Here is a 21,784-nt window from a genome sequence, read left to right as displayed (position 1 = left end):
GACTCAGCTCGTTCAACCGATGCAGCCCGTACGCTATAGCATCGTTCCGAAAAACCCCGCCGCGCATCTCTTCGAAGTGACGCTGACCGTGACCGAACCCGATCCGGCCGGGCAGCGCTTCATGCTGCCGGTCTGGATTCCGGGCAGCTACATGATCCGCGAGTTCGCGCGCAATATCGTGACGCTGCAGGCGTTCAACGCCGCGGGCCGCAAGATCGCCATCGAGAAGATCGACAAGCACGCGTGGCAGGCCGCGCCCGTCGACGGCCCGATCACGCTGCGCTACGAGGTCTACGCGTGGGACATGTCGGTGCGCGCCGCGCATCTCGACGACACCATCGGCTTCTTCAACGGCACGAGCGTCTTTCTCGCCGTTGAAGGGCGGTCCGGCGCGCCGTGCATCGTCGATATCGAGCCGCCGCAGGGCGGGGCGTATCGCAGCTGGCGCGTCGCCACCGCCCTTCCGGAGGCGCGCGGCACGAAGCGCTACGGCTTCGGCACGTATGAGGCGGCGAACTATGACGAACTCGCCGATCACCCCGTCACGCTCGGGGAATTCGCGCTCGGCGGCTTCACCGCGCACGGCGTGAAACACGACATCGTGATCTCGGGGCGCGTCGTCAATCTCGACATGAATCGTCTGGCGGCGGATCTGAAGCGCGTCTGCGAAGCGCAGATCGCGCTCTTCGAGCCGCGCACCAAGAAAGCGCCGGTGGATCGCTATGTGTTCATGACCGTCGCCGTCAGCGATGGTTACGGCGGGCTCGAACATCGCGCCTCGACGGCGCTGATCTGCAATCGCACGGATCTGCCGGTGCAGGGCCGCCCCGAGATGACCGAGGGCTATCGCACCTATCTCGGCCTGTGCAGCCACGAGTATTTCCATACGTGGAACGTGAAGCGCATCAAGCCCGCGACGTTCGCGCCCTACGATCTGTCGCAGGAGAATTACACGACGCTGCTGTGGCTCTTCGAAGGCTTCACGTCCTATTACGACGATCTGATGCTCGTGAGGAGCGGCCTCATCACGGTCGGCGACTACTTCAACCTGCTCGGCAAGACGATCGGCGGCGTGCTGCGCGGTGCGGGGCGTCTCAAGCAATCCGTCGCGCAAAGCTCGTTCGATGCCTGGGTGAAGTACTACCGCGCCGATGAAAACGCGCCGAATGCGATCGTCAGCTATTACCAGAAGGGCTCGCTCGTCGCGCTGGCGTTCGATCTGTCGATTCGCGCGCAAACCGATAACCGCAAGTCGCTCGACGACGTTATGCGCCTGCTCTGGCAGCGTTACGGCCGCGATTTCTATCACGGCAAGCCGCGCGGCATTCTCGAGGAAGACGTCGAGGCGCTCTTCGCCGAAGCGACCGGCGCCGATCTGCGCTCGCTGTTCCGCGACGGCGTGCGCGGCACGCGCGACCTGCCCCTCGACGCGCTGTTCGAGCCGTTCGGCATCGCGCTGGCACCGGACCTGCCGGGCAACGGCGCGGCGCTCAAGCCGTCGCTCGGCGCGCGGGTGCGTGGCGGCGCGGATTGCACGCTCGCCGTCGTCCACGAGGGCAGCGCGGCGCAGAAGGCGGGATTGTGGGCGGGCGACGTGCTCGTCGCGATCGACGGGCTGCGCGTCACCGGCTCGAATCTCGACGGCCTGCTGTCGCGCTATCTGCCGGGCGGGAAGGTGGAAGTGCACGCGTTCCGCCGCGACGAGCTGCGCCGCACCGAGCTGAAGCTCGACGCGCCGGAGGTCTCGCGCTACGTGCTGACGGCCATCGACGGACGCGGCCCGTCGAAGCAATGGCGCGAGCGCTGGCTGAAAGGCTGACTCCGGGAATCGGGGCGGATTGTTCTACCGGTGCAACGATCCGTCACGAGCAGACGGCTTTTTCCCGGGCGTCGAAAGACCAAGAATGCTTCCTAAGCCGGGCGCCGACGGTGCCCGAAACCCGAATACGGAACAGGAAGCCATCATGACGACGATTTTGCAAATCAACTCCGCCGCCCGTTCGCAAGGCGCTCAATCGACGCTGCTCGCCGACGAACTGACCGCGAAACTGCAACAAAGCAACCCGGGTGCGAAGGTGGTCGTGCGCAATCTGCTGGCCGAAAGCCTGCCGCACCTCGACGACGCGACCCTCGGCGCATTCTTCACGCCCGCCGAACAGCGCAGCGCGGAACAAGCCGCCATCAACGCGAAGAGCGAAGCGCTGATCGCCGAGCTGCAAGCGGCGGACATCGTCGTGATCGCGGCGCCGCTGTACAACTTCGGCATCTCGTCGCAACTGAAAGCCTACTTCGACTGGATCGCGCGTGCGGGAATCACGTTCAGCTATACCGCGAACGGTCCGGAAGGCCTGGTCAAGGGCAAGAAGGTGTTCGTCGTCTCGGCGCGCGGCGGCAAGTACGTCGGCACCCCGCACGATTCGCAGACGCCGTATCTCAAGTCGTTCCTCGGCTTCCTCGGCATGACCGATGTGGACTTCATCTACGCCGAAGGCCTGAGCATGGGGCCGGAAGCGGCCGGTGCGGCGCTGGCGTCGGCGCGCGAGGCGATCGCGGCGCTGTAAGCGGTTTCCGCGCAAGCAAGGAAAGCTCGCAAGTCAAGCTGCACCCCAAGGTTCGGACACCGACGGTCCGAGCTTTGGGGTGTTTTGCATGGCGAGGCGCCTGATACCTGCATCGGTGAAGAACCCCGCCACGAAAAAGAGCCTCAGCGCGCAGAGGCGGCGAACCTGAAAGAGCCTGATGTGCTGACCGAATGCCAGGCAGCGCAAAAGAAGAAACATACGTAGCGATCGGGCTGTGCGGCGACGCGCCGCGTCTCGGCCCAGCCATCTCAATCCAGCGCACGCTTGCCCATCAAGCCGCGCGCCATCGGCGCACTGCTGCAAATAAATAACCATCCCGCGCCATCTCAGCGATTGAACGGATACCACGGTTGCTGGGAACACCCTTTGTTACACCTTTTCTGTAACGGCAGGCACTATGACGATTGCCGGACAAATAAAGGAGTGCAAAGTAAATGAAAGTCAAAGAGACGAAGGCAAGGTTATACGAGCTCGACCTTCCCGTCAGCGGCCGGCTGCGGCATGACGAAAGTCGATCGGGCATCGAACTGCGACAATTCGCGCATAGAGCCAGCAACGGCGTTGGTCATCCCGTGAACCCGATAACGGGCATCAAGTTTCTTACAGGCGAAGAAGATCTGGATTTCTCGCTGTTCGGACCTATTACACTGCACTGGCAGCGCAGCTACTTTTCGAATCTGGCGAGCGACGGGTGGCTCGGACAAGGGTGGCAGTTGCCATTCTCAATGTGCCTGAAGCGCATGGGCGATGCGGTTACGCTAACCGATTCGCAATGTCACGATATCCCTCTGCCTCAACTCGCGCCTGGGGAAACCAAGTCGCTTCCCGACATCGGTTTTCACGTCCGCCGCGAAGGCAATGGGTGTTACCACCTGATTTCAGCCGATCACAGCACTTTTCACCGGTTCGCGCCTTTGGCGCTTGACGCGGAGAATCCACAAGGCGAGCACGGGGATTTTTTGCCGCTGGTCAGCGTCGGCGACCAGTTCGGCGCCCATATCCGCTTTCTGTATGGCGACGATGGTCTTCCGACGCGCATAGTCGATGCGGTCGGCCGTGTCCTGCCGTTGCAGTACGTCACCCGGCGGCTACCTGACGGACGAGAGGTCAGCCGGCTCCGGCAGATCACGCTTTGCAGCGATTCGAGCTTGGTGGCGGACAATGGACATTCGGGGAAAGTACTCGTCACTTACGACTACTCACCCGAGGGGGAGCTGATTCGCGTGCGAAATGGCGAAGGACAAGCCGTGCGCGAGTACCGGTATCGCAACTATGTTCTGATTGAACACAGCCAGCCTGGCGCGCTCGTGTCACGCTACGAATACGATCAGTGCAGCCCGCAGGGCAAGGTGCTGCGAATCGAAACGAATACTGGCGAGAGCTGGCATTTCCGCTATCTGCCGGGCAAGACGGAAGTAGTGAACGCGCTGGGAGAGACTGCGCATTACCTCTTCGACGAGAGCAACGCGCTAGTCGGGTATGTCGACCCGGCGGGCAACTTCAGCAAAACAGACTATGACGCGGCAGGCAATCCTGTATGCCACATCGATGCGGCGGGCCGCACGCACCTGAGTACCTACGACGTCTGGGGCAACATCACGTCGACCACTGATCCTGCGGGCGCACGTATCGAAGTCCTGTACCACCCGAAGTGGCGACGACCCACCCTCGTGGTGGATCCGGCGGGAGCTGCCACGCGTTTCGAGTACGACGCGACGGGCAACCTGATTCGCCGGACCGACGCGCTTGGACACATCGTCGAATACGGCTGGGACGATCGCGGGCATGTCAGCCGGATCACCGATGCACATGGCCGTGTCCAGACGTTTGAATACGACGCCCGCGGACAGATGACGAGCCATACCGACTGTTCGCGACGGACCACGCAATACGGTTGGGATGATTTCGGTCACCTGCAGTCCGTGACCAATGCGGCGGGAGAAACGACCCATTACCAATGTGATCAGCGTGGGCGCGTCACGGCAGTTCAACGTGCAGACGGCAACAAGGAGCTATTCATCCGCGATCTGCATGGGCGTCTCATCGCACACACAGACGCAAACGGCGCACGGACGCGGTGGGAGCTGACGGCAGATGGACTGCCCGCGTTGCAGACGGATGCGCAGGGACATTGCGTGCACTACGAGTACGACGCTGCGCGACGTATGTGCCGGATGACCAACCAGAACGGGGCGCAGTGCTCGTTCAGCTACGATGCAGCCGGTCGTCTGGTTTCGAAACGTGGCTTTGATGGTCGCGTGACGTCGTACCGCTACGACGCGTCGGGGCTACTGACCGAGCGACTCGAACCGGTCACGCAGGCGAGGTCAACTGTCGCGCCGCGAGACGACGAGGGTTCAAAGACGTTGCGCACGATGTATCAGCGCGATCAGGCAGGGCGTGTCATTGCCATCGTCACTACGCGTGCGGACGGAGCCCGTACCGAGCGGAGTACGTGGAGATATGATGCGGCTGGTCGCCTCATCGAGGCGTGCAATGATTGCTGCCGACTCGAACGCAAGTACGACGCTTTGGGGCGGCTGATCAGTGAGACCACTCACGTCGCGGGGCGCACTCTGTCGCTGGCCTATGACCACGACGCACTCGGTAATCATGTTCAAACTACGCTGCCCGACGGCCGCATTCTCAACTACCTTTACTACGGGCCGGGCCATCTGCACCAGATCAACCTCGACGGAGAGTTGATCACGGATATTGAACGGGACGCCTTGCACCGGGAAGCGAGTCGCACGCAGGGTCGACTCGTCAGCCACTACCGATACGACGCCGTCAATCGGCTGGTCGCGCAGCACGCGGTCACAACGCAAGCGGATGATGCGTATCGAGTCGTTTCTCGCGAGTATGAATTCGACGCTGCAAACAATTTGCTGCGGCTGACGGATATGCGCGGCGGGACGCGCGAGTATCGATACGATGCTCTCGGCCGGCTCGCTCGGACCGGCCGGGAAAGATTTACCTTCGATCCTGCCGGAAATATGCTCGACGGGCCTGCTGCGCCTCCAGTATGCAACGACCGGGTCGCACGATTTGAGGAGATCCGGTACGTCTATGACTCGCACGGCAACGTCACGGAAAAATCCGCCGGCAGGAGTCGGTGCATGCATTTCGATTATTCGCCTTCGCACCGCATGGAGCGCGCGCGCGTCAGCGGCATCACAGGCGAGCAGCACTTCGAGTATGGCTATGATGCACTGGGCCGGCGAGTCTGGAAGAAGGATGACTCGGGCACGACATTCTTCATGTGGGAAGCCAACCGCCTGCTTGGCGAGACGCGCGATGACTTTACCGTGGTCTACGTGTACGCGCATAACAGCTTCGAGCCGCTGGCGCAAATCGAGTCACGCGCGAACGGCGCGAAGCATGCAACGATTCTTTACTACCACACGGATCAGATCGGTATGCCGATCGAATTGACGGATAGCGAGGGGCGCGTGCAGTGGCAGGCCGCATATAACGCCTGGGGCAGTACGCGGATCCAGGAAATGAGGCGCAATGTCCATCAGCCGCTACGCTTCCAGGGTCAGTATTTCGATGCCGAGACCGGGCTGCACTACAACCAGCACCGCTACTACGATCCGGACATCGGGAGGTTCACCACACAGGATCCGTTGGGAATGACGGGCGGCATCAATCTTTATCGTTATGCGCCGAACCCGAATGCATGGATTGACCCGTTGGGTCTTCAGGGCGTCGATTTGAACTGCTTTCCGCCGGGTATTGACAGGGCTACCGCCGGTCGTATTCCAACCGATCCGAACGTATTCTCGGTCGCCGGCCATGGAAACTGTCAGGGAATGATGGCACCGAACGGCCAGATGCTGTCCGCTGCGGACCTTGCACAACGGATACAGCAGCACCCGAGGTACCAGCCGGGCATGACGGTCCAATTGCTGGCCTGTGAAACCGGGAGGGGACAGAACTGCTTCGCTCAGCAGTTGGCTAATAGCCTCAATACGAATGTGGTGGGCACTAACGGAACCATTTGGGCGTCGTTACGCAGCAGCACGCTCGCCGTCACTGGTTGCTGGATCAACTTCAGACCGCGGATCTGAGATCGGGATCATCCCTGGGCAGGCGGTCGCCTCACTCTTCCCTCGGCGAGCCCCCTCGCGTGCAGCGCTTTTCAGGCGGGGCGGCCGGGCTCGGCGGGCAGGCGCCAGTCGATCGGCTCGCGCCCGTGCTTCGTCAGATATTCGTTCGCCAGCGCGAAATGTCCGCAGCCGAAAAAACCGCGATACGCCGACAACGGCGAAGGATGCGCCGCCTCCAGCACGCAATGCGACTTGCCCGTGCCTTCGATCAGGCCGCGCTTCGCCTGCGCATGCGCGCCCCACAGCATGAACACGAGCCCATCGTGACGCTGCGCCATTTCGTGGATCAGCGTATCGGTGCATTGCTCCCAGCCGCGTTTGGCGTGACTGCCGGCGCGGTCGCGCTCGACCGTCAGCGACGTGTTGAGCAGCAGCACGCCTTGCTTCGCCCAAGAATCGAGACAGCCATGCGCGGGCGCGGGGAAACCGAGGCTCGCGTGAATTTCCTTGAAGATGTTGCGCAGTGACGGCGGCGGACGCACCGGCGCGGGCACCGAGAACGCGAGACCGTGCGCTTGCGGCGCGCCCTTGTCCTCGCCGTGATACGGGTCCTGGCCGAGAATCACGACCTTCACGTCGCCGGGGCTCGTGAGACGCAGCGCGCGGAATACGTCGGCGGGATAGACCGTCTTGCCGGCGGCGCGCTCGGCGTCGACGAACGCGCACAGCGCCGCATAGTGCTTACCGTCGATGAACGGCTTCAGGTGCTTGCGCCAGTCGGCGGGCAGCGCGTCGAACTGGCTCTCGAGCGTCGTGAAGTCCGGGGCGGGCGCGGGTTCGTTCTCCGCGAAGAGGGAAGGCTGTCGGTTCATGCTCATGCTCGCGGTCAGGCGTCGCGGTTCTTGCCTTCGGGCTGCTCGCGCAGGAGATAGCCGCGCTGAGCCTTGCTGAGGTCCTCGGGAACGAGTTCGGGAAACGCGCCGCGCAACTCCGCGGCGAGCATCGAAAGCGCGCTTTCTTCGCCGGACTTCAGTTCCAGTTCGAGTTCGCTGATTTCGGCGCGACGCGTCTTGCCGTCGACTTCGGCGGTGATTTCGCCGAGATCCAGCGCCACTTCGATCTGTGAGCCTTCGCGCTCGATGTCCCACACGGTGCGCCTGACATCGGTCTTGAACAGCGCGATCAGATCCGGCGCGGCGCGTTCCAGCGCTTCGCGCGCGGCTTCGTTGTCGCAGGCGGCGAGCAGCGCGCCGATTTCGAGCGCTTCGCCCGCGACCGGCAATTCCCACTCGTGCCGGTTGCTCAGACCCGCTATCGATTTGCCGAGCGTCTTGTAAGTCTGCAGCCATTGCGCCGGCGTGCGGCGCAGGCGCAGCGCCGACTTCGCCTTCGCGAGCGCGCAGTCCGGCGTATCGAAATAGACGTTGGCAAGCTCGATCGGCTTGCCCGCGCCGGTGCGTTCGTCGAAGAAGCGCGTCACGTCGTCGTGCTGCGACGGCGCGAGCGCGAGCTTGAGTTCACGTTCGATGCCCAAGGTGCGGTCCCGTCGATGAAATTAAAAGAACATGCGCGCCAGCTCCGCGCCGGGATCGTCGGCGCGCATGAACGCTTCGCCGACGAGGAAGGTGTGCACGCGCATCGCGCGCAGCCGGTCGACGTCGAGGCGCGACAGAATGCCGGACTCCGTCACGACGATGCGGTCGTCCGGCACCGCTTCCAGCATGCCGATGGTCGTGTCGATCGTCGTCTGGAACGTGCGCAGATTGCGGTTGTTGATGCCGATGAGCGGCGTCTTGAGCGTGAGCGCGTCGCGCAGCTCGTCGGCGTCGTGCACTTCGACCAGCACCGCGAGCCCGAGCGAATGCGCGTACGCTTCGAGATCCTGCATCTGCGAGAGCTCGAGCGCGGCGGCGATCAGCAGGATGCAGTCCGCGCCCATCGCGCGCGCTTCCATGATCTGATACGGATCGATGATGAAGTCCTTGCGCAGCACAGGCAGGCTGCACGCGGCCCGCGCTTCCTCCAGATAGGCGACGCTGCCCTTGAAGAATTGCACGTCGGTGAGCACGGAAAGACACGCGGCGCCGCCTTGCTCGTACGAACGGGCGATGTCGGCGGGCACGAAGTGCTCGCGCAGCACGCCCTTGGACGGGCTCGCTTTCTTCACTTCGGCGATGACCGCCGCCTGATTCGCCGCGTGCTTCGCGCGCAATGCGCCGACGAAATCGCGCAGGTCGCGCGAGCTCGCTTCAAGCCTGAGCTCTTCCAGCGGCGCGCTTTGTTCGGCCGCGCGGATTTCCTCTCGCTTGACCGCGATGATGCGATCCAGAATGTCACTCATGTTGGCTTCCGTCATTGCTTCGAAAACTGCTGCGTAAACTTCACGAGCGCTTCGACCTTTTCGCGCGCCGCGCCGCTCTCGATCGCTTCGCGCGCGGCTTCCATGCCGGCGGCGATCGAATCGACGACATCCGCAGCATAGAGCGCGGTGCCGGCATTCATTATGACGATCTCGCGCGCGACGCCCGATTTGTTGTTCAGCGCGCCGAGCAGCATCGCCTTCGATTCCTGCGCGTCCTGAACTTTCAGCGAACGGTTCGACACCATTTGGAGGCCGAAGTCCTCGGGATGAATTTCGTACTCGGTCACTTCGCCGTGCTTCAGCTCACCGACCTTGGTCGCGGCGCCGAGCGACACTTCGTCCATGCCATCCTTGCCGTACACGACGAGCACGTGCTTCGCGCCGAGACGCTGCATCACGCGAACCTGAATGCCGACGAGGTCTTCATGGAACACACCCTGAAGCTGATTCGGCGCACCGGCCGGATTCGTCAGCGGCCCGAGGATGTTGAAGATGGTCCGCACGCCGAGCTCGCGGCGCACGGGCGCAATGTTCTTCATCGCCGGATGATGATTCGGCGCGAACATGAAGCCCATGCCGGTTTCGGCAATCGAGGCGGCCACTTGTTCCGGTGTCAGGTCGATGTTCACGCCGAGCGCCTCGAGCACGTCCGCGCTGCCCGATTTGCTCGACACGCCGCGATTGCCGTGCTTCGCGACCTTGGCGCCCGCCGCCGCCGACACGAACATAGACGCGGTGGAGATGTTGAAAGTGTGCGAGCCGTCGCCGCCCGTGCCGACGATATCGACGAAATTCGAGTTGTCCTCGACTTCGACGTGGTTCGCGAACTCGCGCATCACGGTCGCGGCGGCGGCGATCTCGCCGATGGTTTCCTTCTTCACGCGCAAGCCGGTGATGATCGCGGCGGCCATGACGGGCGACATCTCGCCGCGCATGATCTGGCGCATCAGGTGCAGCATTTCGTCGTGGAAGATTTCGCGGTGCTCGATCGTGCGCTGCAGCGCTTCTTGTGCAGTGATGGTCATGTTGTCAGGCCCGCTTGCCGGTCGTCGAGGTGTGCTTCACGAAGTTTTCGAGCAGCGCGTGGCCGTGCTCGGAAAGAATCGATTCCGGATGGAACTGCACGCCTTCCACTTCGAGTTCCTTGTGGCGCACGCCCATGATTTCACCGTCCGGCGTCCACGCGGACACTTCGAGACAGTCGGGCAAAGACTCGCGTTCGATTGCGAGCGAGTGATAGCGCGTCACGTTGAAGTGTTTCGGCAGGTCGGCAAACACGCCTTTACAGTCGGTTTCGATCTGGCTCACCTTGCCGTGCATGATGGTCTGCGCGCGCACGACACGCCCGCCGAACGCCTCGCCGATGGCCTGATGGCCGAGGCACACGCCGAGAATCGGCAGCTTGCCGGAGAATTCGCGCAGCACGTCGAGCGTGATGCCGGCGTGTTGCGGATTGCTCGGTCCCGGCGAGAGGCAGATGCGCTCCGGGTTGAGCTTCGCGATCTCGTCGAGCGTGATTTCGTCGTTGCGATACGTGTGCACGTCCTCGCCGAGCTCGCCGAAGTACTGGACCAGGTTATAGGTGAACGAATCGTAGTTGTCGATCATCAGCAGCATGGTCTTGTCTCCTCAGAAGTCGCTGTCGAGGCCGTCTTGCACTTGCTCGGCGGCGCGCAGCACGGCGCGCGCCTTGTTCTCCGTCTCTTGCCATTCGGATTCCGGCACCGAATCGGCGACGACGCCCGCCGCTGCCTGAACGTAGAGATTGCCCTTGTGGATGAGGCCGGTGCGGATCGCGATGGCCAGATCCATCTCGCCGCTGAACGAGAGATAACCGACCGCGCCGCCGTACAGGCCGCGCTTGACCGGTTCCAGCTCGTCGATGAGTTCCATCGCGCGAACCTTGGGCGCGCCGGACAGCGTGCCGGCGGGGAACGTCGCGCGCAGCACGTCGAAGTTGCTCATGCCTTCCTTGAGCTTGCCCTCGACCGAGCTCACGATGTGCTGCACGTGCGAGTACTTCTCGATGATCATCTTGTCCGTCACCGCAACCGAGCCCGTCTGGGCAATGCGGCCGACGTCGTTGCGCGCGAGATCGATCAGCATCACATGCTCGGCGATTTCCTTCGGATCGTTCAGCAGTTCGGTGGCGAGTTCCGCGTCGCGCTCGGGCGTGTTGCCGCGCGGGCGGGTGCCGGCGAGCGGGCGAATCGTCACGATGCGATCCTCCGCGCGCTTTTCCTGACGCACGAGAATTTCCGGCGATGCGCCGACCACGTGCATTTCGCCGCCGAAGTTGTAGTAGTACATGTACGGCGACGGATTCAGCGAGCGCAGCGCGCGATACAGCGAAAGCGGGTTGTCGCGGAACGGCTTGATGAGGCGCTGGCCGACCTGCACCTGCATCAGCTCGCCGGCCGCGATGTACTCCTTCGCTTTGCGCACGGCGTTCAGATAATCATCCTTCTTGAACTCGCGGAACGTCTCGGTGCGCACGCTGGCGGACGTGACAGGCGGCTGGACCGTGACGCGCAGACGCGCGCGCAGTTCGCGCAGCCGGTGTTTCGCCTTTGCATACGCTTCGGGCCTGGTCGGATCGGCGTAGACGATCAGATAGAGCTTGCCCGCGAGATTGTCGATGACCGCGACTTCTTCCGTCAGCAGCAACTGGATGTCGGGGAGGTTGAGATCGTCGGGCGGCGCGGTGTGCGCGAGCTTCTTTTCGATGTAGCGCACCGCGTCATAGCCGAAGTACCCGGCAAGGCCGCCGCAGAAACGCGGCAAGCCCGGACGCATCGCGACCTTGAAGCGCTTCTGAAATTTCTCGATGAACGCGAGCGGATCGCCTTCGTCCGTTTCGACGACGTTGCCATCGGTCAGGACATTCGACTTGCCGTTCCGCACGGTCACGGTCGTGCGGGCCGGCAAGCCGATGAACGAGTAGCGCCCGAAGCGCTCGCCGCCCACGACGGATTCGAGCAGGAACGAGTTCGCGCCGTTGCGCTCGGTCTGCGCGAGCTTGAGATAGAGCGAGAGCGGCGTTTCGAGGTCGGCGAGGGCTTCGGCGATGAGCGGAATGCGGTTATAGCCTTCGTTCGCCAGCGATTGGAATTCGAGTTCGGTCATGTTGCGATCCTTGGCGTGTCGCGCGCGTTCGAGTGGCGCGACATCGGGAAAAGCGGGGCGCTGCGGATGGTCGTATCCCATGATGATCGCATACGGCGGCCTGGCCGCTTCGCGATGGCGAAGCGGGTCTGGCGGCTCGAAGCCCACTCATGCGGCGTGCGCGAAGCAATGCGACGCGTGCCTAAGCGAGGCTCGGTGTACGACGATTCGACGGAAACGGCGCAGGAATGCGCAGCGAAACAAAAAACGGATGCTGAAGCGGATGAAGCACGACGCGACATGGCTCCAGCGTACCTCGGGCGAGGTTAGCGCGACCAGCGACGCCAGGGCCAGGCTCCCCGGTCGATGCTGCTCAGACTCCGTTTTCTGTTGAGAAACATGAATGGATGGACTTATTCAGTCAGGGTGATATCGGGCGGCGCCAGCGTTGCGGCGATCGCCAAGGCCGCGGTGCGCAGCGAGGAAACTATACCATCGGATTTCACCGATTGCACAGGTTTACCGTGGTTGTAGCCGTACGGAACGGTCAACGTCGCCAGGCCGGCGGCGCGGCCCGCGAGCGCATCGTTCTCCGAATCGCCGACCGCCACGGCTTCGCGCGGCAAAACGTCCAGGCGTTCGCAGGCCGTGAGCATCGGCAGCGGATCGGGCTTTTTCGCGGGCAGCGAATCGCCGCCGAGAATCACCTTGAAGTAGTCCGCGATGCCGAAGTGCGCGAGCAGCTCGACCGCGAAGCGATGCGGCTTGTTGGTCACGCAGGCGAGCGGAATGCCGAGCTCGCGCATCGCTTCGAGGCCTTCCTTCACTTCGGGGAAGAGCGTCGAATGCTTGCCGTTGATCTTCGCGTACTCGCTTTGATAGATCGCGAGGGCATCGTCGAATTGCGCGACGGCTTGCGAATGCGACAGGCGCACCGCGAGCACGCTGCGAATCAGATTTTCAGAGCCCTTGCCGACATAGTCCGTGACTTCGTCGCGCGTGACGGGTTGTTCCTGGCCGATGCGCGCGAGCATCGCGCTCAGCGCGGCGACAAAATCGTCCGCGGTATCGACCATCGTGCCGTCGAGATCGATGATGGCCGCGCGAATCGGGCGGTTGACGAAAGGCGGCTGAGCCGCCGCGATCTCGCTCATGCCTGCGCTCCCGATTTGGCCAGCTCCGCGCGCATCGCGTCGATCACCTGCTTGTAGTCGTGCTTGCCGAAGATGGCCGAGCCCGCGACGAATGTGTCCGCGCCGGCCGCCGCGATTTCCGCGATGTTGTCGACCTTCACGCCGCCGTCGATTTCCAGATGGATCGTGCGGCCCGTGCGCTCGCGGTATGCATCGATGCGCGCACGCGCGTCACGCAGCTTGACGAGAGCCTCGGGAATGAACGACTGACCGCCGAAACCAGGATTGACCGACATGATGAGCACGAGATCGAGCTTGTCCATCACGTAGTCGAGGTAATTGAGCGGTGTCGCCGGATTGAACACCAGGCCCGCCTTGCAGCCATGATCGCGGATCAGCGAGAGCGTGCGGTCGATGTGATCCGAACCTTCCGGGTGGAAGCTGATCACATTCGCGCCGGCTTTCGCAAAATCGGGCACGATGCGGTCGACCGGGCGCACCATCAGATGCACGTCGATCGGCACGCTCACGTGCGGGCGGATGGCTTCGCACACCATCGGGCCGATCGTCAGGTTTGGCACGTAGTGGTTGTCCATGACGTCGAAGTGGATCCAGTCGGCGCCAGCGGCGACGACGTTGCGGACTTCCTCGCCCAGGCGGGAGAAGTCGGCGGACAGGATGCTGGGAGCGATGTGGAATTGCGCCATGGACGTATGCTGGTAGCGGCCTAAAGCCGTGATTTTAACCCGCGTTTTCGTTCGAGTCCTTCGTTCGAACGGCCTAGGCATCGCGTGCGAATGTGGCATCGGGGCGCCAATCGTGTTGCGGGCGCGGCGCGCATCAAGCAGAATGCCAGACCAATAGCGGCCCGCACGCGCGCCCTTGCCGGTGTCCGGCGGCGGCGCAGCGACCAATCGATCTGTAATTGGAACTACGATGGCCCAGTACGAATTCAGCGTATCCGTGGAAACGCGCTATTTGCCGGAACAATCCGACCCGGATAGCCGCCAGTACGCTTTTGCGTACACGCTGACGATTCGCAACACCGGCCAGGTCGCGGCGCAACTGATTTCGCGCCACTGGATCATCACCGACAGCAATAATCGCGTGCAGGAAGTGAAGGGGCTCGGCGTCGTCGGGCACCAGCCGCTTTTGCCTCCGGGCGAACAGTTCGAATACACGAGCTGGGCGGTGATTGCGACGCCGGTCGGGACGATGCGTGGCGAGTACTTCTGCGTGGCCGAGGATGGCGAGCGTTTCGAGGCGCCCATAGCGGAATTCGCGTTGCATATGCCGCGCACGCTCCACTGAGCGGAAGCCCGCGGCAATTTGTGGCAGTCGGCGGCGGTCAGCGCCGTTTCGCCGGGTCGTTCGCGCGGTTCTGGTTCTTCTTCTTGCCCGATGCCGTCCATACGACGATGAAGATCAGCAACGCGAGCGCCACGAGCGACTCGAGCGCAAAAATAAGCATTGGATATTCGTCGAACAGATCAGACATGGCGGTTCCCATCAAGAACGAGCATTGTATGCGTTTCGTGCGGCCAGCCGCACGGGCAGCGGCCTGGGCCGCATCGATTGCAACCGCCGTCCTGCTCGCCTCGTGCGGCGGCGGCAGTTATACGAAACCGGGCGCGAGCGCGCCCACCGGCACGCCGATCATCACCGGACAGCGCGCCGCGTCGCGCCTGACGGCGGTGAGCTGGCAGCAGGTGCCGGGATGGCAGGACGACTCGCTCATCGGCGCGGCGGCGGCACTGCGCCAGAACTGCAGCCGGCTCGCGCGGCAGGCCAATTGGCAGCGAGCATGCGCGGCAGCGCAGCGTCTCGATGACCTCGACATGTCGGCGGCGCGCAGTTTCTTCGAAACCTATTTCACGCCGTTTCAGCTCGCCAACACAGATGGCACGCTCGACGGTCTCGTGACCGGCTATTACGAGCCGCTTCTGCGCGGCTCGCGTACGCGCCACGGGCCGTATCAATACGCGCTGTACCGCTGGCCGTATCGCTACAAGCCCGGATCGGCGTTGCCCGCGCGTGCGCAGCTCGAACGTTCGGGCGTATTGAACGGCAACGAGCTCGTATGGGTCGACGATCCGATCGAGGCGTTCTTCCTGCAAGTGCAGGGGTCGGGACGCGTCATCATGGAGGACGGCAGCGTGATGCGCGTCGGCTTCGGCGGCACGAACAACCAGCCGTATCGATCGATCGGCAAGGAACTACTCGATCGCGGCGAACTCACGCCCGCGCAGGCGACCATGCAAGGCATCAAGGCTTGGGCGAAGGCGAATCCGGCGCGGGTCGACGCGCTGCTCGACGTGAATCCGCGCTTTGTCTTCTTCCGCGAGATGCCTGCGAACGACCCGGCGATCGCGAGCCTCGGTGACGGGCCGGTCGGTGCGCTCGGAGTGCCGTTGACGCCTGAACGCTCGATCGCGGTCGATCCGTCGGCGATTCCGCTCGGTACACCGGTATTCCTGCAGACGACACGTCCGCTCAGCAATCAGCCGATGAACCGCCTCGTCTTCGCGCAAGATACGGGCACGGCGATCAAGGGCGGCGTGCGCGCCGATTACTTCTGGGGTCTCGGCGACGATGCGGGCGACCTTGCAGGGCGTATGAAGCAGGGCGGCCGGATGTGGTTGCTGTTGCCGAATTCCTGATTCTCGAGCTCTCCCGACTATGAAAAGCTCGCGGCCGATACGGTCCGCGAGCTTTTTCCTTTGAAGCGCCGGTCTCGTTCAGGACGTCATGTTGCGCCGGTCGATCACGCGCCGCGCCTTGCCGACCGAACGTTCGATGCCGTTCACCGCAAGGACGTTCACCACGGCGCTCACGCCGATCAGCGCCTTGATGTCATACGCGAGCGCGGCCTTTGCGCTGTCGAGCGCGGCAATATCGGGCGCGGACTCCGGGCACGGCTCGACGTTCAGGGTGAGAACGTCGAGCGGGCCTTCCTTCGTGAGCACGATCTGATAGTGCGGCGCGAGCACGGGGCGCTTGAGGAGCAATTCTTCGATTTGCGTCGGGAAGACGTTGACGCCTCGAACGATCATCATGTCGTCCGAGCGGCCGGTGATCTTTTCCATGCGGCGCATCGTGCGCGCGGTGCCGGGCAGGAGGCGCGTCAGATCGCGGGTGCGATAACGGATGATCGGCAACGCCTCCTTCGTGAGCGAAGTGAAGACGAGCTCGCCGAATTCGCCGTCGGGCAGGACTTCGCCCGTTTCGGGATCGATGATCTCGGGATAGAAGTGGTCTTCCCAGATCGTCGGCCCATCCTTCGTCTCCGCGCATTCCGACGCAACGCCGGGGCCCATCACTTCCGACAGTCCGTAGATGTCGACGGCGTCGATACCCATGCGCGCCTCGATCGCGCGGCGCATGTCGTTCGTCCACGGTTCCGCGCCGAAGATGCCGATGCGCAGCGAGCAGTCCGCGGGATTGACGCCCTGGCGCTCGAGTTCGTCCGCGATCGACAGCATGTAGCTTGGCGTGACCATGATGATGTCGGGCCGGAAATCCTGAATCAGTTGCACCTGCTTCTCGGTCTGGCCGCCGCCGAAAGGAATGACCGTGAGGCCCGCGCGCTCCGCGCCATAATGCGCGCCGAGGCCGCCCGTGAAGAGCCCGTAGCCGTAGCTCACGTGGACCTTGTCGCCCCGCCGCGCGCCTGCCGCGCGGATCGAACGCGCGACGAGGTTTGCCCAGTTGTCGAGATCCTGAGTCGTGTAACCGACGACGGTCGGCTTGCCCGTCGTGCCGGACGATGCGTGGATGCGCGAGATCCGCTCCTGCGGCACCGCGAACATGCCGAACGGATAGTTGTCGCGTAGATCCTTCTTGGTCGTGAAGGGAAAGCGCGCGAGGTCGGCGAGCGAAGTGAGCTCATCCGGATGGGCGCCGGCTTCGTCGAACTTGCGGCGGTACACCGGCGAATTCTCGTAGGCGTGTTTGAGCGTCCATTTGAGGCGCTCGAGCTGCAGCGCGACGAGTTCGTCGCGGCTCGCCTTTTCGATCGGCTCGAGCGGCAGCGGTGTGGTCATTGCTGTCTCCTTGATGCTGACTGTGCGGCGCGGCCTTTGCATGCCGCGTCCGCTTCATGAACGCGTTCCGTCAGACGGGAATCACGGTGCCTCTGATCTGTGCCGACTTGCCCCGGAACATCGCCACCGGCTCGCCCTCGCGATTCGTCACGCGGATGTCGTAGATGCCCGTGCGGCCGCTCAACGTCTGCTCGATTGCCTCGGCGGTCAGGCGATCGCCGCCTTTTACGGAGCGCAGGAATTCAATCGAGCAGCCCGCCGCGACCGTGCTGATGTTGTACGAATTGCACGCGAAGGCGAACGCCGAATCCGCCAGCGTGAACATCAGGCCGCCGTGGCAGATCGCATGGCCGTTGAGGAAGTCCGGGCGCACGTCCATTTGCAGCCGTGCATAGCCTGGCCGCACTTCGATCAGCTCGATGCCGAGCGCGCGCGTGCACGCGTCCGCTTCGTACATGGCCTTGGCAGTCGCTTCCGCGAGTTCTTGAGGCGTCACAGGTCTCTCCCGAGTGATTCTGTAGTCACAGGCCTTCGAAGCGAGGCGCGCGCTTTTCCTTGAACGCGGCGACGCCCTCGATGTAATCGGGCGACACTCCCAGCTCGCGCTGGAGATCGCGTTCGAGGTCGAGTTGCTGGTCGAACGTCTTGTTGGCGCTCGCGCGGATCGCCTGCTTGATCGCGGCCACGGCGCGCGCCGGCTGCTGCGCGAGCTGCGCGGCCAATTGCGTTGCCGCTTGCAGCAGTTCACTGTCTTCGACCACGCGCCATACGATGCCCCAGGCTTCCGCTTTCTCGGCGCCGAGTTTTTCGCCGGTCAGCGCGAGGCCGAGCGCGCGCGCTTCGCCGACGCGGCGCGGCAGCAGCCATGTACCGCCCGAATCCGGCACGAGGCCGATCTTGACGAATGCCTGGATGAAGCTCGCCGAGCGCGCCGCGACGACGAGATCGCACGCCATCGCCAGATTGGCCCCGGCCCCCGCCGCCGTGCCGTTCACGGCGGCGATGATCGGCAGTTGCGATGCCTGAAGCCGGCGCACCAGCGGGTTGAAATGGGCGTCGATCAGATCGCCGAGATCGGACATCGAACCGGGCGTGAAATCGAGATCGGCCAGATCCTGGCCCGCGCAGAATCCGCGGCCGGCGCCCGTGATGACGAGCGCTCGCGCACCGCTCGCCTCGATCTCGGTGAGCGCCTGATCCAGCTCGCGGTGCATCTCGCGTGTGAAGCTGTTTAGCTTGTCGGGGCGATTGAGCGTCAATGTCGCGACGCGCGTTTCGCCGTCGACATGAAAAAACACGGACTTCTCGGGCATGGCATCTCCTGGGTAGCGGAATCCGGGCCGCGGCGGCTGTCGCTGACCGGGTTTCCTTACATTCCCGATACTAGCCGCGCGGCACGCTGCTTTCCATTAGGCCGAATGGCATAAGCCGTTTGCACGGCGATTCGGCCTTCGCACTTCTTGTGTGGATCGGCTTATGCCGTCTGGCCAGCTTCCGCGGACGCGGCCTTCGGAGCAACATGGACTCGGCTTTGGACCACGCGGAAGCGGTTCGCGACGAAGGCTGCGTCCGAGAGCGCAGCATTGGCCGCCGGATTCGCGCCCGTGCCGTGGAAGTCCGAGAACGCCGCGGTCTGGTTGACGAACACGCCACCCGTTAGATTGATCGAAAGCGCGACGCCGCCGCGAATGGCTGCCTCGTGCGCTGCTTCGATCACTTTGTCGTCGGTGCTGTAGAGGGAGAGCGTCAACGCGCCGTGTTTGTTCGCAATGGAGCCGGCGAGTTCGAGCGATTGCGCGGTCGAGTCGGTGGCGACGACGAACGAAATCGGGCCGAACCATTCCTGGGTGAATTTGGCTTCGTCGGTGCGCGCGTCGAGCCTGAGCATGAGCGGGGTATGTACGCGAGCTTCGGGAAACGCCGGGTGAGTGAGCGATTGGCTGTCGAGCAGGACGTCACCGAGCTTGCGCGCCTCGGCGACGCGTTCCACGACTCCCTCGTTCTGGATCGCTCCCGTGAGTTCGACGGCGCGCGCCGGATCGGAGGCCACCTTCTCGACGGCGCCAGCAAGCGCCTTCGCAACATCGTCGAAGCTCAGTTGGCCATCGGCGGTACGGATTCCGTCGCGCGGCACGTAGATGTTCTGAGGCGCCGTACACATCTGGCCCGAGTAGAGGGCGAGCGAAAAGGCGATGTTGCGCGCGGCGGCCTTCAGGTCGTCGACGGAATCGATGACGATCTGATTCACGCCCGCCTTCTCCGTGTAGACCTGTGCCTGACGTGCGTTGCGCTCGAGCCAGGTGCCGTTTTGCGTGCTGCCGGTGAAATCGATCAGCTTGATTTCCGGACGCACCGCCAGTTCCTGGACGAGTGCGCCGTCGTTGGGATCGGTGGCGAGCAGGGTGACGACGTTCGGATCGAAGCCCGCTTCACGAAGCACTTCGCGGGCGATGCGTACGGTGATCGCAAGCGGCAGAATGGCGCCGGGATGCGGTTTGACGATGACGGTATTGCCGGTCGCGAGATCGGCAAACATGCCGGGATAGCCGTTCCAGGTCGGGAAAGTGCAGCAGCCGAGCACGAGGCCCGTGCCGCGCGGGACGATGGCGAAGCGCTTTTGCATGGCCAGCGGCGGATTCTTGCCTTGCGGCTTTTCCCAGTGCGCTTCGGCCGGAATGCGGCGCAACTGGTCCCACGCATAGACGACGGCTTCGAGCGCGCGGTCCTGCGCGTGCGGGCCGCCGGCCTGGAAGGCCATCATGAAGGCCTGCCCGGTCGTATGCATCACGCTATAAGCGATCTCGAAGCTGGCGCGATTCAGCCGCGACAGGATTTCGAGGCTCACGCCGACCCAAGCTCGCGGTCCGGCGGCGCGCCAGCCGGCTTGCGCCTTGGAAGCGGCCTGGATGAGCGCGTCGGGATCGGCCTTCGGGTAGCGGATATCGAGCGCGATGCCGAACGGCGAGCGTTCTTTCCCGACGGTTTCGCCCGTCGAGGGTTGATCGAGGCCGAACGTCTTGCCTAGATGAGCTTTGAACGCGGCCTCCCCGTCGGCGTTGGCCGTTTCCCCGTACACTTTGGGGCTCGGCATTTCGGCGAACGGGCTCCAGTAGCCGCGCGTTTCGATGGCCGCGAGCGCTTTGTCGAGCGTCGCTTCGTGCTTCGTGAATAGCGGATGTGTCATGGTTGCAAGAAGAGAAACGTGAGAGGGCGCCGGGTTAAATAATTAACCGACCGGTTGGTTGGTAATGGTAGCATTATCGGGATGCTGTGACGAACTGTTTTCATTAGGGCTTACCTGAGGATCGCAAGGAGGAGCGAATGGCTTACGAGAATCTGCTGGTCGAAACGCGCGGTCGCGTCGGAATGATTACGCTGCATCGTCCGAAGGCGCTCAACGCGCTGAACGACGCGCTGATGGACGAGCTTGGCGCCGCGCTGAAGTCGTTCGACGCCGACGAGGACGTCGGCGCCATCGTGCTGACCGGCAGCGAAAAGGCGTTCGCCGCGGGGGCGGACATCGGCATGATGGCTGGCTATTCCTATATGGACGTGTACAAGGGCGACTACATCACGCGCAATTGGGAAACCATTCGGTCGATCCGCAAGCCGATCATTGCGGCTGTGGCCGGTTTCGCGCTCGGCGGCGGCTGTGAGCTCGCCATGACGTGCGACATCATCATCGCCGCGGATACCGCCAAGTTCGGTCAGCCGGAGATCAAGCTTGGCGTGATCCCGGGCGCCGGCGGCACACAGCGTCTGCCGCGTGCCGTGTCGAAGGCCAAGGCGATGGACATGTGCCTCACCGCGCGCATGATGGATGCGAGCGAGGCCGAGCGCGCGGGACTGGTATCGCGCGTCGTCGGAGCTGATCGTCTTCTCGATGAGGCAATCGAGGCCGCGACGATCATTGCCGGCTTCTCCTTGCCTGCTGTGATGATGGCCAAGGAAGCGGTCAATCGCGCCTACGAAACGACGCTCTCGGAAGGCGTGCATTTCGAGAGGCGCCTGTTCCATTCGCTGTTCGCCACCGAGGACCAGAAGGAAGGTATGGCGGCGTTTGTCGAGAAGCGCAAACCGGTGTTCAAGCATCGTTGATGCGTTGCCCGAGAAAACGCTTGCGCTTCTCGATCGCGATCACTAGAATTCCGTTCCTTCGCGATTCGATGAACGCGAAGGAAGCGGGAGAAGGTGGGTTTTGGGCGGGGCGCTTGGAGCGGATGATTGAGGGCTCTGAGCGCGGTCAGCGAGAAAGAAAGTTCGAAATTCTTGTTGACACGAGCCGAAACGTTCTTCATAATCTCGTTTCTCTGCTGCTGATGCAGCGACGCAAGACGGCGGTAAGGTGGTAGCGGTCTTGCGATGTGCTCTTTAAAAACTAACAGCCGATAAGTGTGGGCGCTTGATGGCGAGTGCGGTTTCGGTCTTTCGGGGCTGAGGCAATGGCAAAAGTAATCAAGAGTCTCACACGAAGTATCAGAGGAAGGTTTATCTGTCGAAAGACGGA

The 21,784-nt window shown here is 63.2% G+C and carries 19 protein-coding genes; 6 read left to right on the top strand and 13 right to left on the bottom strand.

The window, feature by feature from the left end; genetic code table 11:
• The first annotated feature begins 19 nt into the window (after positions 1-19).
• The 3 genes from AWB83_RS31160 (at position 20) to AWB83_RS31145 (ending at position 6,655) form a co-directional block, all read left to right on the top strand.
• The gene (locus AWB83_RS31160) at positions 20-1,819 is read left to right on the top strand and encodes a M61 family metallopeptidase (protein WP_087049512.1); all 1,800 of its coding nucleotides are present in this window, start codon (positions 20-22) and stop codon (positions 1,817-1,819) included.
• A 145-nt stretch (positions 1,820-1,964) separates the two neighbouring features.
• The gene (locus AWB83_RS31155; protein ID WP_087049511.1) at positions 1,965-2,561 is read left to right on the top strand and encodes an FMN-dependent NADH-azoreductase; all 597 of its coding nucleotides are present in this window, start codon (positions 1,965-1,967) and stop codon (positions 2,559-2,561) included.
• A 455-nt stretch (positions 2,562-3,016) separates the two neighbouring features.
• Positions 3,017-6,655 (top strand): DUF8616 domain-containing protein, encoded by a 3,639-nt coding sequence (locus tag AWB83_RS31145; RefSeq protein WP_087049471.1) that lies wholly within the window; start codon positions 3,017-3,019, stop codon positions 6,653-6,655.
• A 71-nt stretch (positions 6,656-6,726) separates the two neighbouring features.
• Here the strand turns inward: AWB83_RS31145 and AWB83_RS31140 are convergent, their stop codons facing one another.
• From AWB83_RS31140 to rpe, 8 genes are all read right to left on the bottom strand, one after another.
• On the bottom strand, positions 6,727-7,506 hold the full coding sequence (locus AWB83_RS31140; protein WP_087049510.1) for a uracil-DNA glycosylase: 780 nt from the start codon (positions 7,504-7,506) through the stop codon (positions 6,727-6,729).
• Between the two features lie 14 nt (positions 7,507-7,520).
• Entirely contained in the window at positions 7,521-8,168 is a 648-nt protein-coding gene (locus AWB83_RS31135; protein WP_087049470.1) for a CYTH domain-containing protein, read from the bottom strand.
• A gap of 21 nt (positions 8,169-8,189) precedes the next feature.
• Positions 8,190-8,975 carry an indole-3-glycerol phosphate synthase TrpC gene (trpC, locus tag AWB83_RS31130; protein ID WP_087049509.1) on the bottom strand — a complete coding sequence of 262 codons (786 nt, stop codon included), beginning with the start codon at positions 8,973-8,975 and terminating at the stop codon, positions 8,190-8,192.
• A gap of 11 nt (positions 8,976-8,986) precedes the next feature.
• On the bottom strand, positions 8,987-10,021 hold the full coding sequence (gene trpD / locus AWB83_RS31125) for an anthranilate phosphoribosyltransferase (RefSeq protein WP_087049469.1): 1,035 nt from the start codon (positions 10,019-10,021) through the stop codon (positions 8,987-8,989).
• A gap of 4 nt (positions 10,022-10,025) precedes the next feature.
• A complete protein-coding gene (locus tag AWB83_RS31120) occupies positions 10,026-10,613 on the bottom strand; it encodes an aminodeoxychorismate/anthranilate synthase component II (RefSeq protein WP_087049468.1) in 588 nt (195 codons plus the stop codon).
• A gap of 12 nt (positions 10,614-10,625) precedes the next feature.
• Positions 10,626-12,122 carry an anthranilate synthase component I gene (trpE, locus tag AWB83_RS31115; protein WP_087049508.1) on the bottom strand — a complete coding sequence of 499 codons (1,497 nt, stop codon included), beginning with the start codon at positions 12,120-12,122 and terminating at the stop codon, positions 10,626-10,628.
• A 392-nt stretch (positions 12,123-12,514) separates the two neighbouring features.
• Entirely contained in the window at positions 12,515-13,255 is a 741-nt protein-coding gene (locus tag AWB83_RS31110; RefSeq protein ID WP_087049467.1) for a phosphoglycolate phosphatase, read from the bottom strand.
• Positions 13,252-13,941: a ribulose-phosphate 3-epimerase gene (gene rpe / locus AWB83_RS31105; RefSeq protein WP_087049466.1), complete on the bottom strand. Its 690-nt coding sequence runs from the start codon at positions 13,939-13,941 to the stop codon at positions 13,252-13,254. Before rpe ends, AWB83_RS31110 begins: the two co-directional genes overlap by 4 nt.
• Before the next feature lie 229 nt (positions 13,942-14,170).
• On the opposite strand from rpe, the gene apaG reads away from it, so the two are divergent.
• Positions 14,171-14,545 carry a Co2+/Mg2+ efflux facilitator ApaG/CorD gene (gene apaG, locus AWB83_RS31100; RefSeq protein WP_087049465.1) on the top strand — a complete coding sequence of 125 codons (375 nt, stop codon included), beginning with the start codon at positions 14,171-14,173 and terminating at the stop codon, positions 14,543-14,545.
• Between the two features lie 37 nt (positions 14,546-14,582).
• Here apaG and AWB83_RS37900 read toward each other — a convergent pair whose 3' ends face one another.
• On the bottom strand, positions 14,583-14,732 hold the full coding sequence (locus AWB83_RS37900) for a hypothetical protein (RefSeq protein WP_167389184.1): 150 nt from the start codon (positions 14,730-14,732) through the stop codon (positions 14,583-14,585).
• Here AWB83_RS37900 and mltA point away from each other — a divergent pair.
• Entirely contained in the window at positions 14,731-15,894 is a 1,164-nt protein-coding gene (mltA, locus tag AWB83_RS31095) for an MltA domain-containing protein (RefSeq protein WP_087049464.1), read from the top strand. The two genes, AWB83_RS37900 and mltA, sit on opposite strands and share 2 nt — an antisense overlap.
• A gap of 78 nt (positions 15,895-15,972) precedes the next feature.
• Here the strand turns inward: mltA and paaK are convergent, their stop codons facing one another.
• From paaK to paaN, 4 genes are all read right to left on the bottom strand, one after another.
• Positions 15,973-17,277 carry a phenylacetate--CoA ligase PaaK gene (paaK, locus tag AWB83_RS31090; protein WP_087049463.1) on the bottom strand — a complete coding sequence of 435 codons (1,305 nt, stop codon included), beginning with the start codon at positions 17,275-17,277 and terminating at the stop codon, positions 15,973-15,975.
• A 70-nt stretch (positions 17,278-17,347) separates the two neighbouring features.
• Positions 17,348-17,734 (bottom strand): hydroxyphenylacetyl-CoA thioesterase PaaI, encoded by a 387-nt coding sequence (gene paaI / locus AWB83_RS31085; RefSeq protein WP_244197949.1) that lies wholly within the window; start codon positions 17,732-17,734, stop codon positions 17,348-17,350.
• A 64-nt stretch (positions 17,735-17,798) separates the two neighbouring features.
• Positions 17,799-18,590, bottom strand: a complete 792-nt coding sequence (paaG, locus tag AWB83_RS31080) for a 2-(1,2-epoxy-1,2-dihydrophenyl)acetyl-CoA isomerase PaaG (protein ID WP_087049461.1) — start codon at positions 18,588-18,590, stop codon at positions 17,799-17,801.
• Positions 18,591-18,751: 161 nt separating this feature from the next.
• Positions 18,752-20,461 (bottom strand): phenylacetic acid degradation protein PaaN, encoded by a 1,710-nt coding sequence (gene paaN, locus AWB83_RS31075; RefSeq protein ID WP_087049460.1) that lies wholly within the window; start codon positions 20,459-20,461, stop codon positions 18,752-18,754.
• A gap of 137 nt (positions 20,462-20,598) precedes the next feature.
• Here paaN and AWB83_RS31070 point away from each other — a divergent pair, with 137 nt between their 5' ends.
• On the top strand, positions 20,599-21,375 hold the full coding sequence (locus AWB83_RS31070) for an enoyl-CoA hydratase (RefSeq protein ID WP_087049459.1): 777 nt from the start codon (positions 20,599-20,601) through the stop codon (positions 21,373-21,375).
• Positions 21,376-21,784: the final 409 nt, after the last annotated feature.

This window comes from Caballeronia ptereochthonis (genome assembly GCF_001545075.1).
Taxonomy (GTDB): Bacteria; Pseudomonadota; Gammaproteobacteria; order Burkholderiales; family Burkholderiaceae; genus Caballeronia; species Caballeronia ptereochthonis.
The sequence above is the reverse complement of the archived record's forward strand: the minus strand, read 5'-3'. Positions and strand labels throughout refer to the sequence as shown.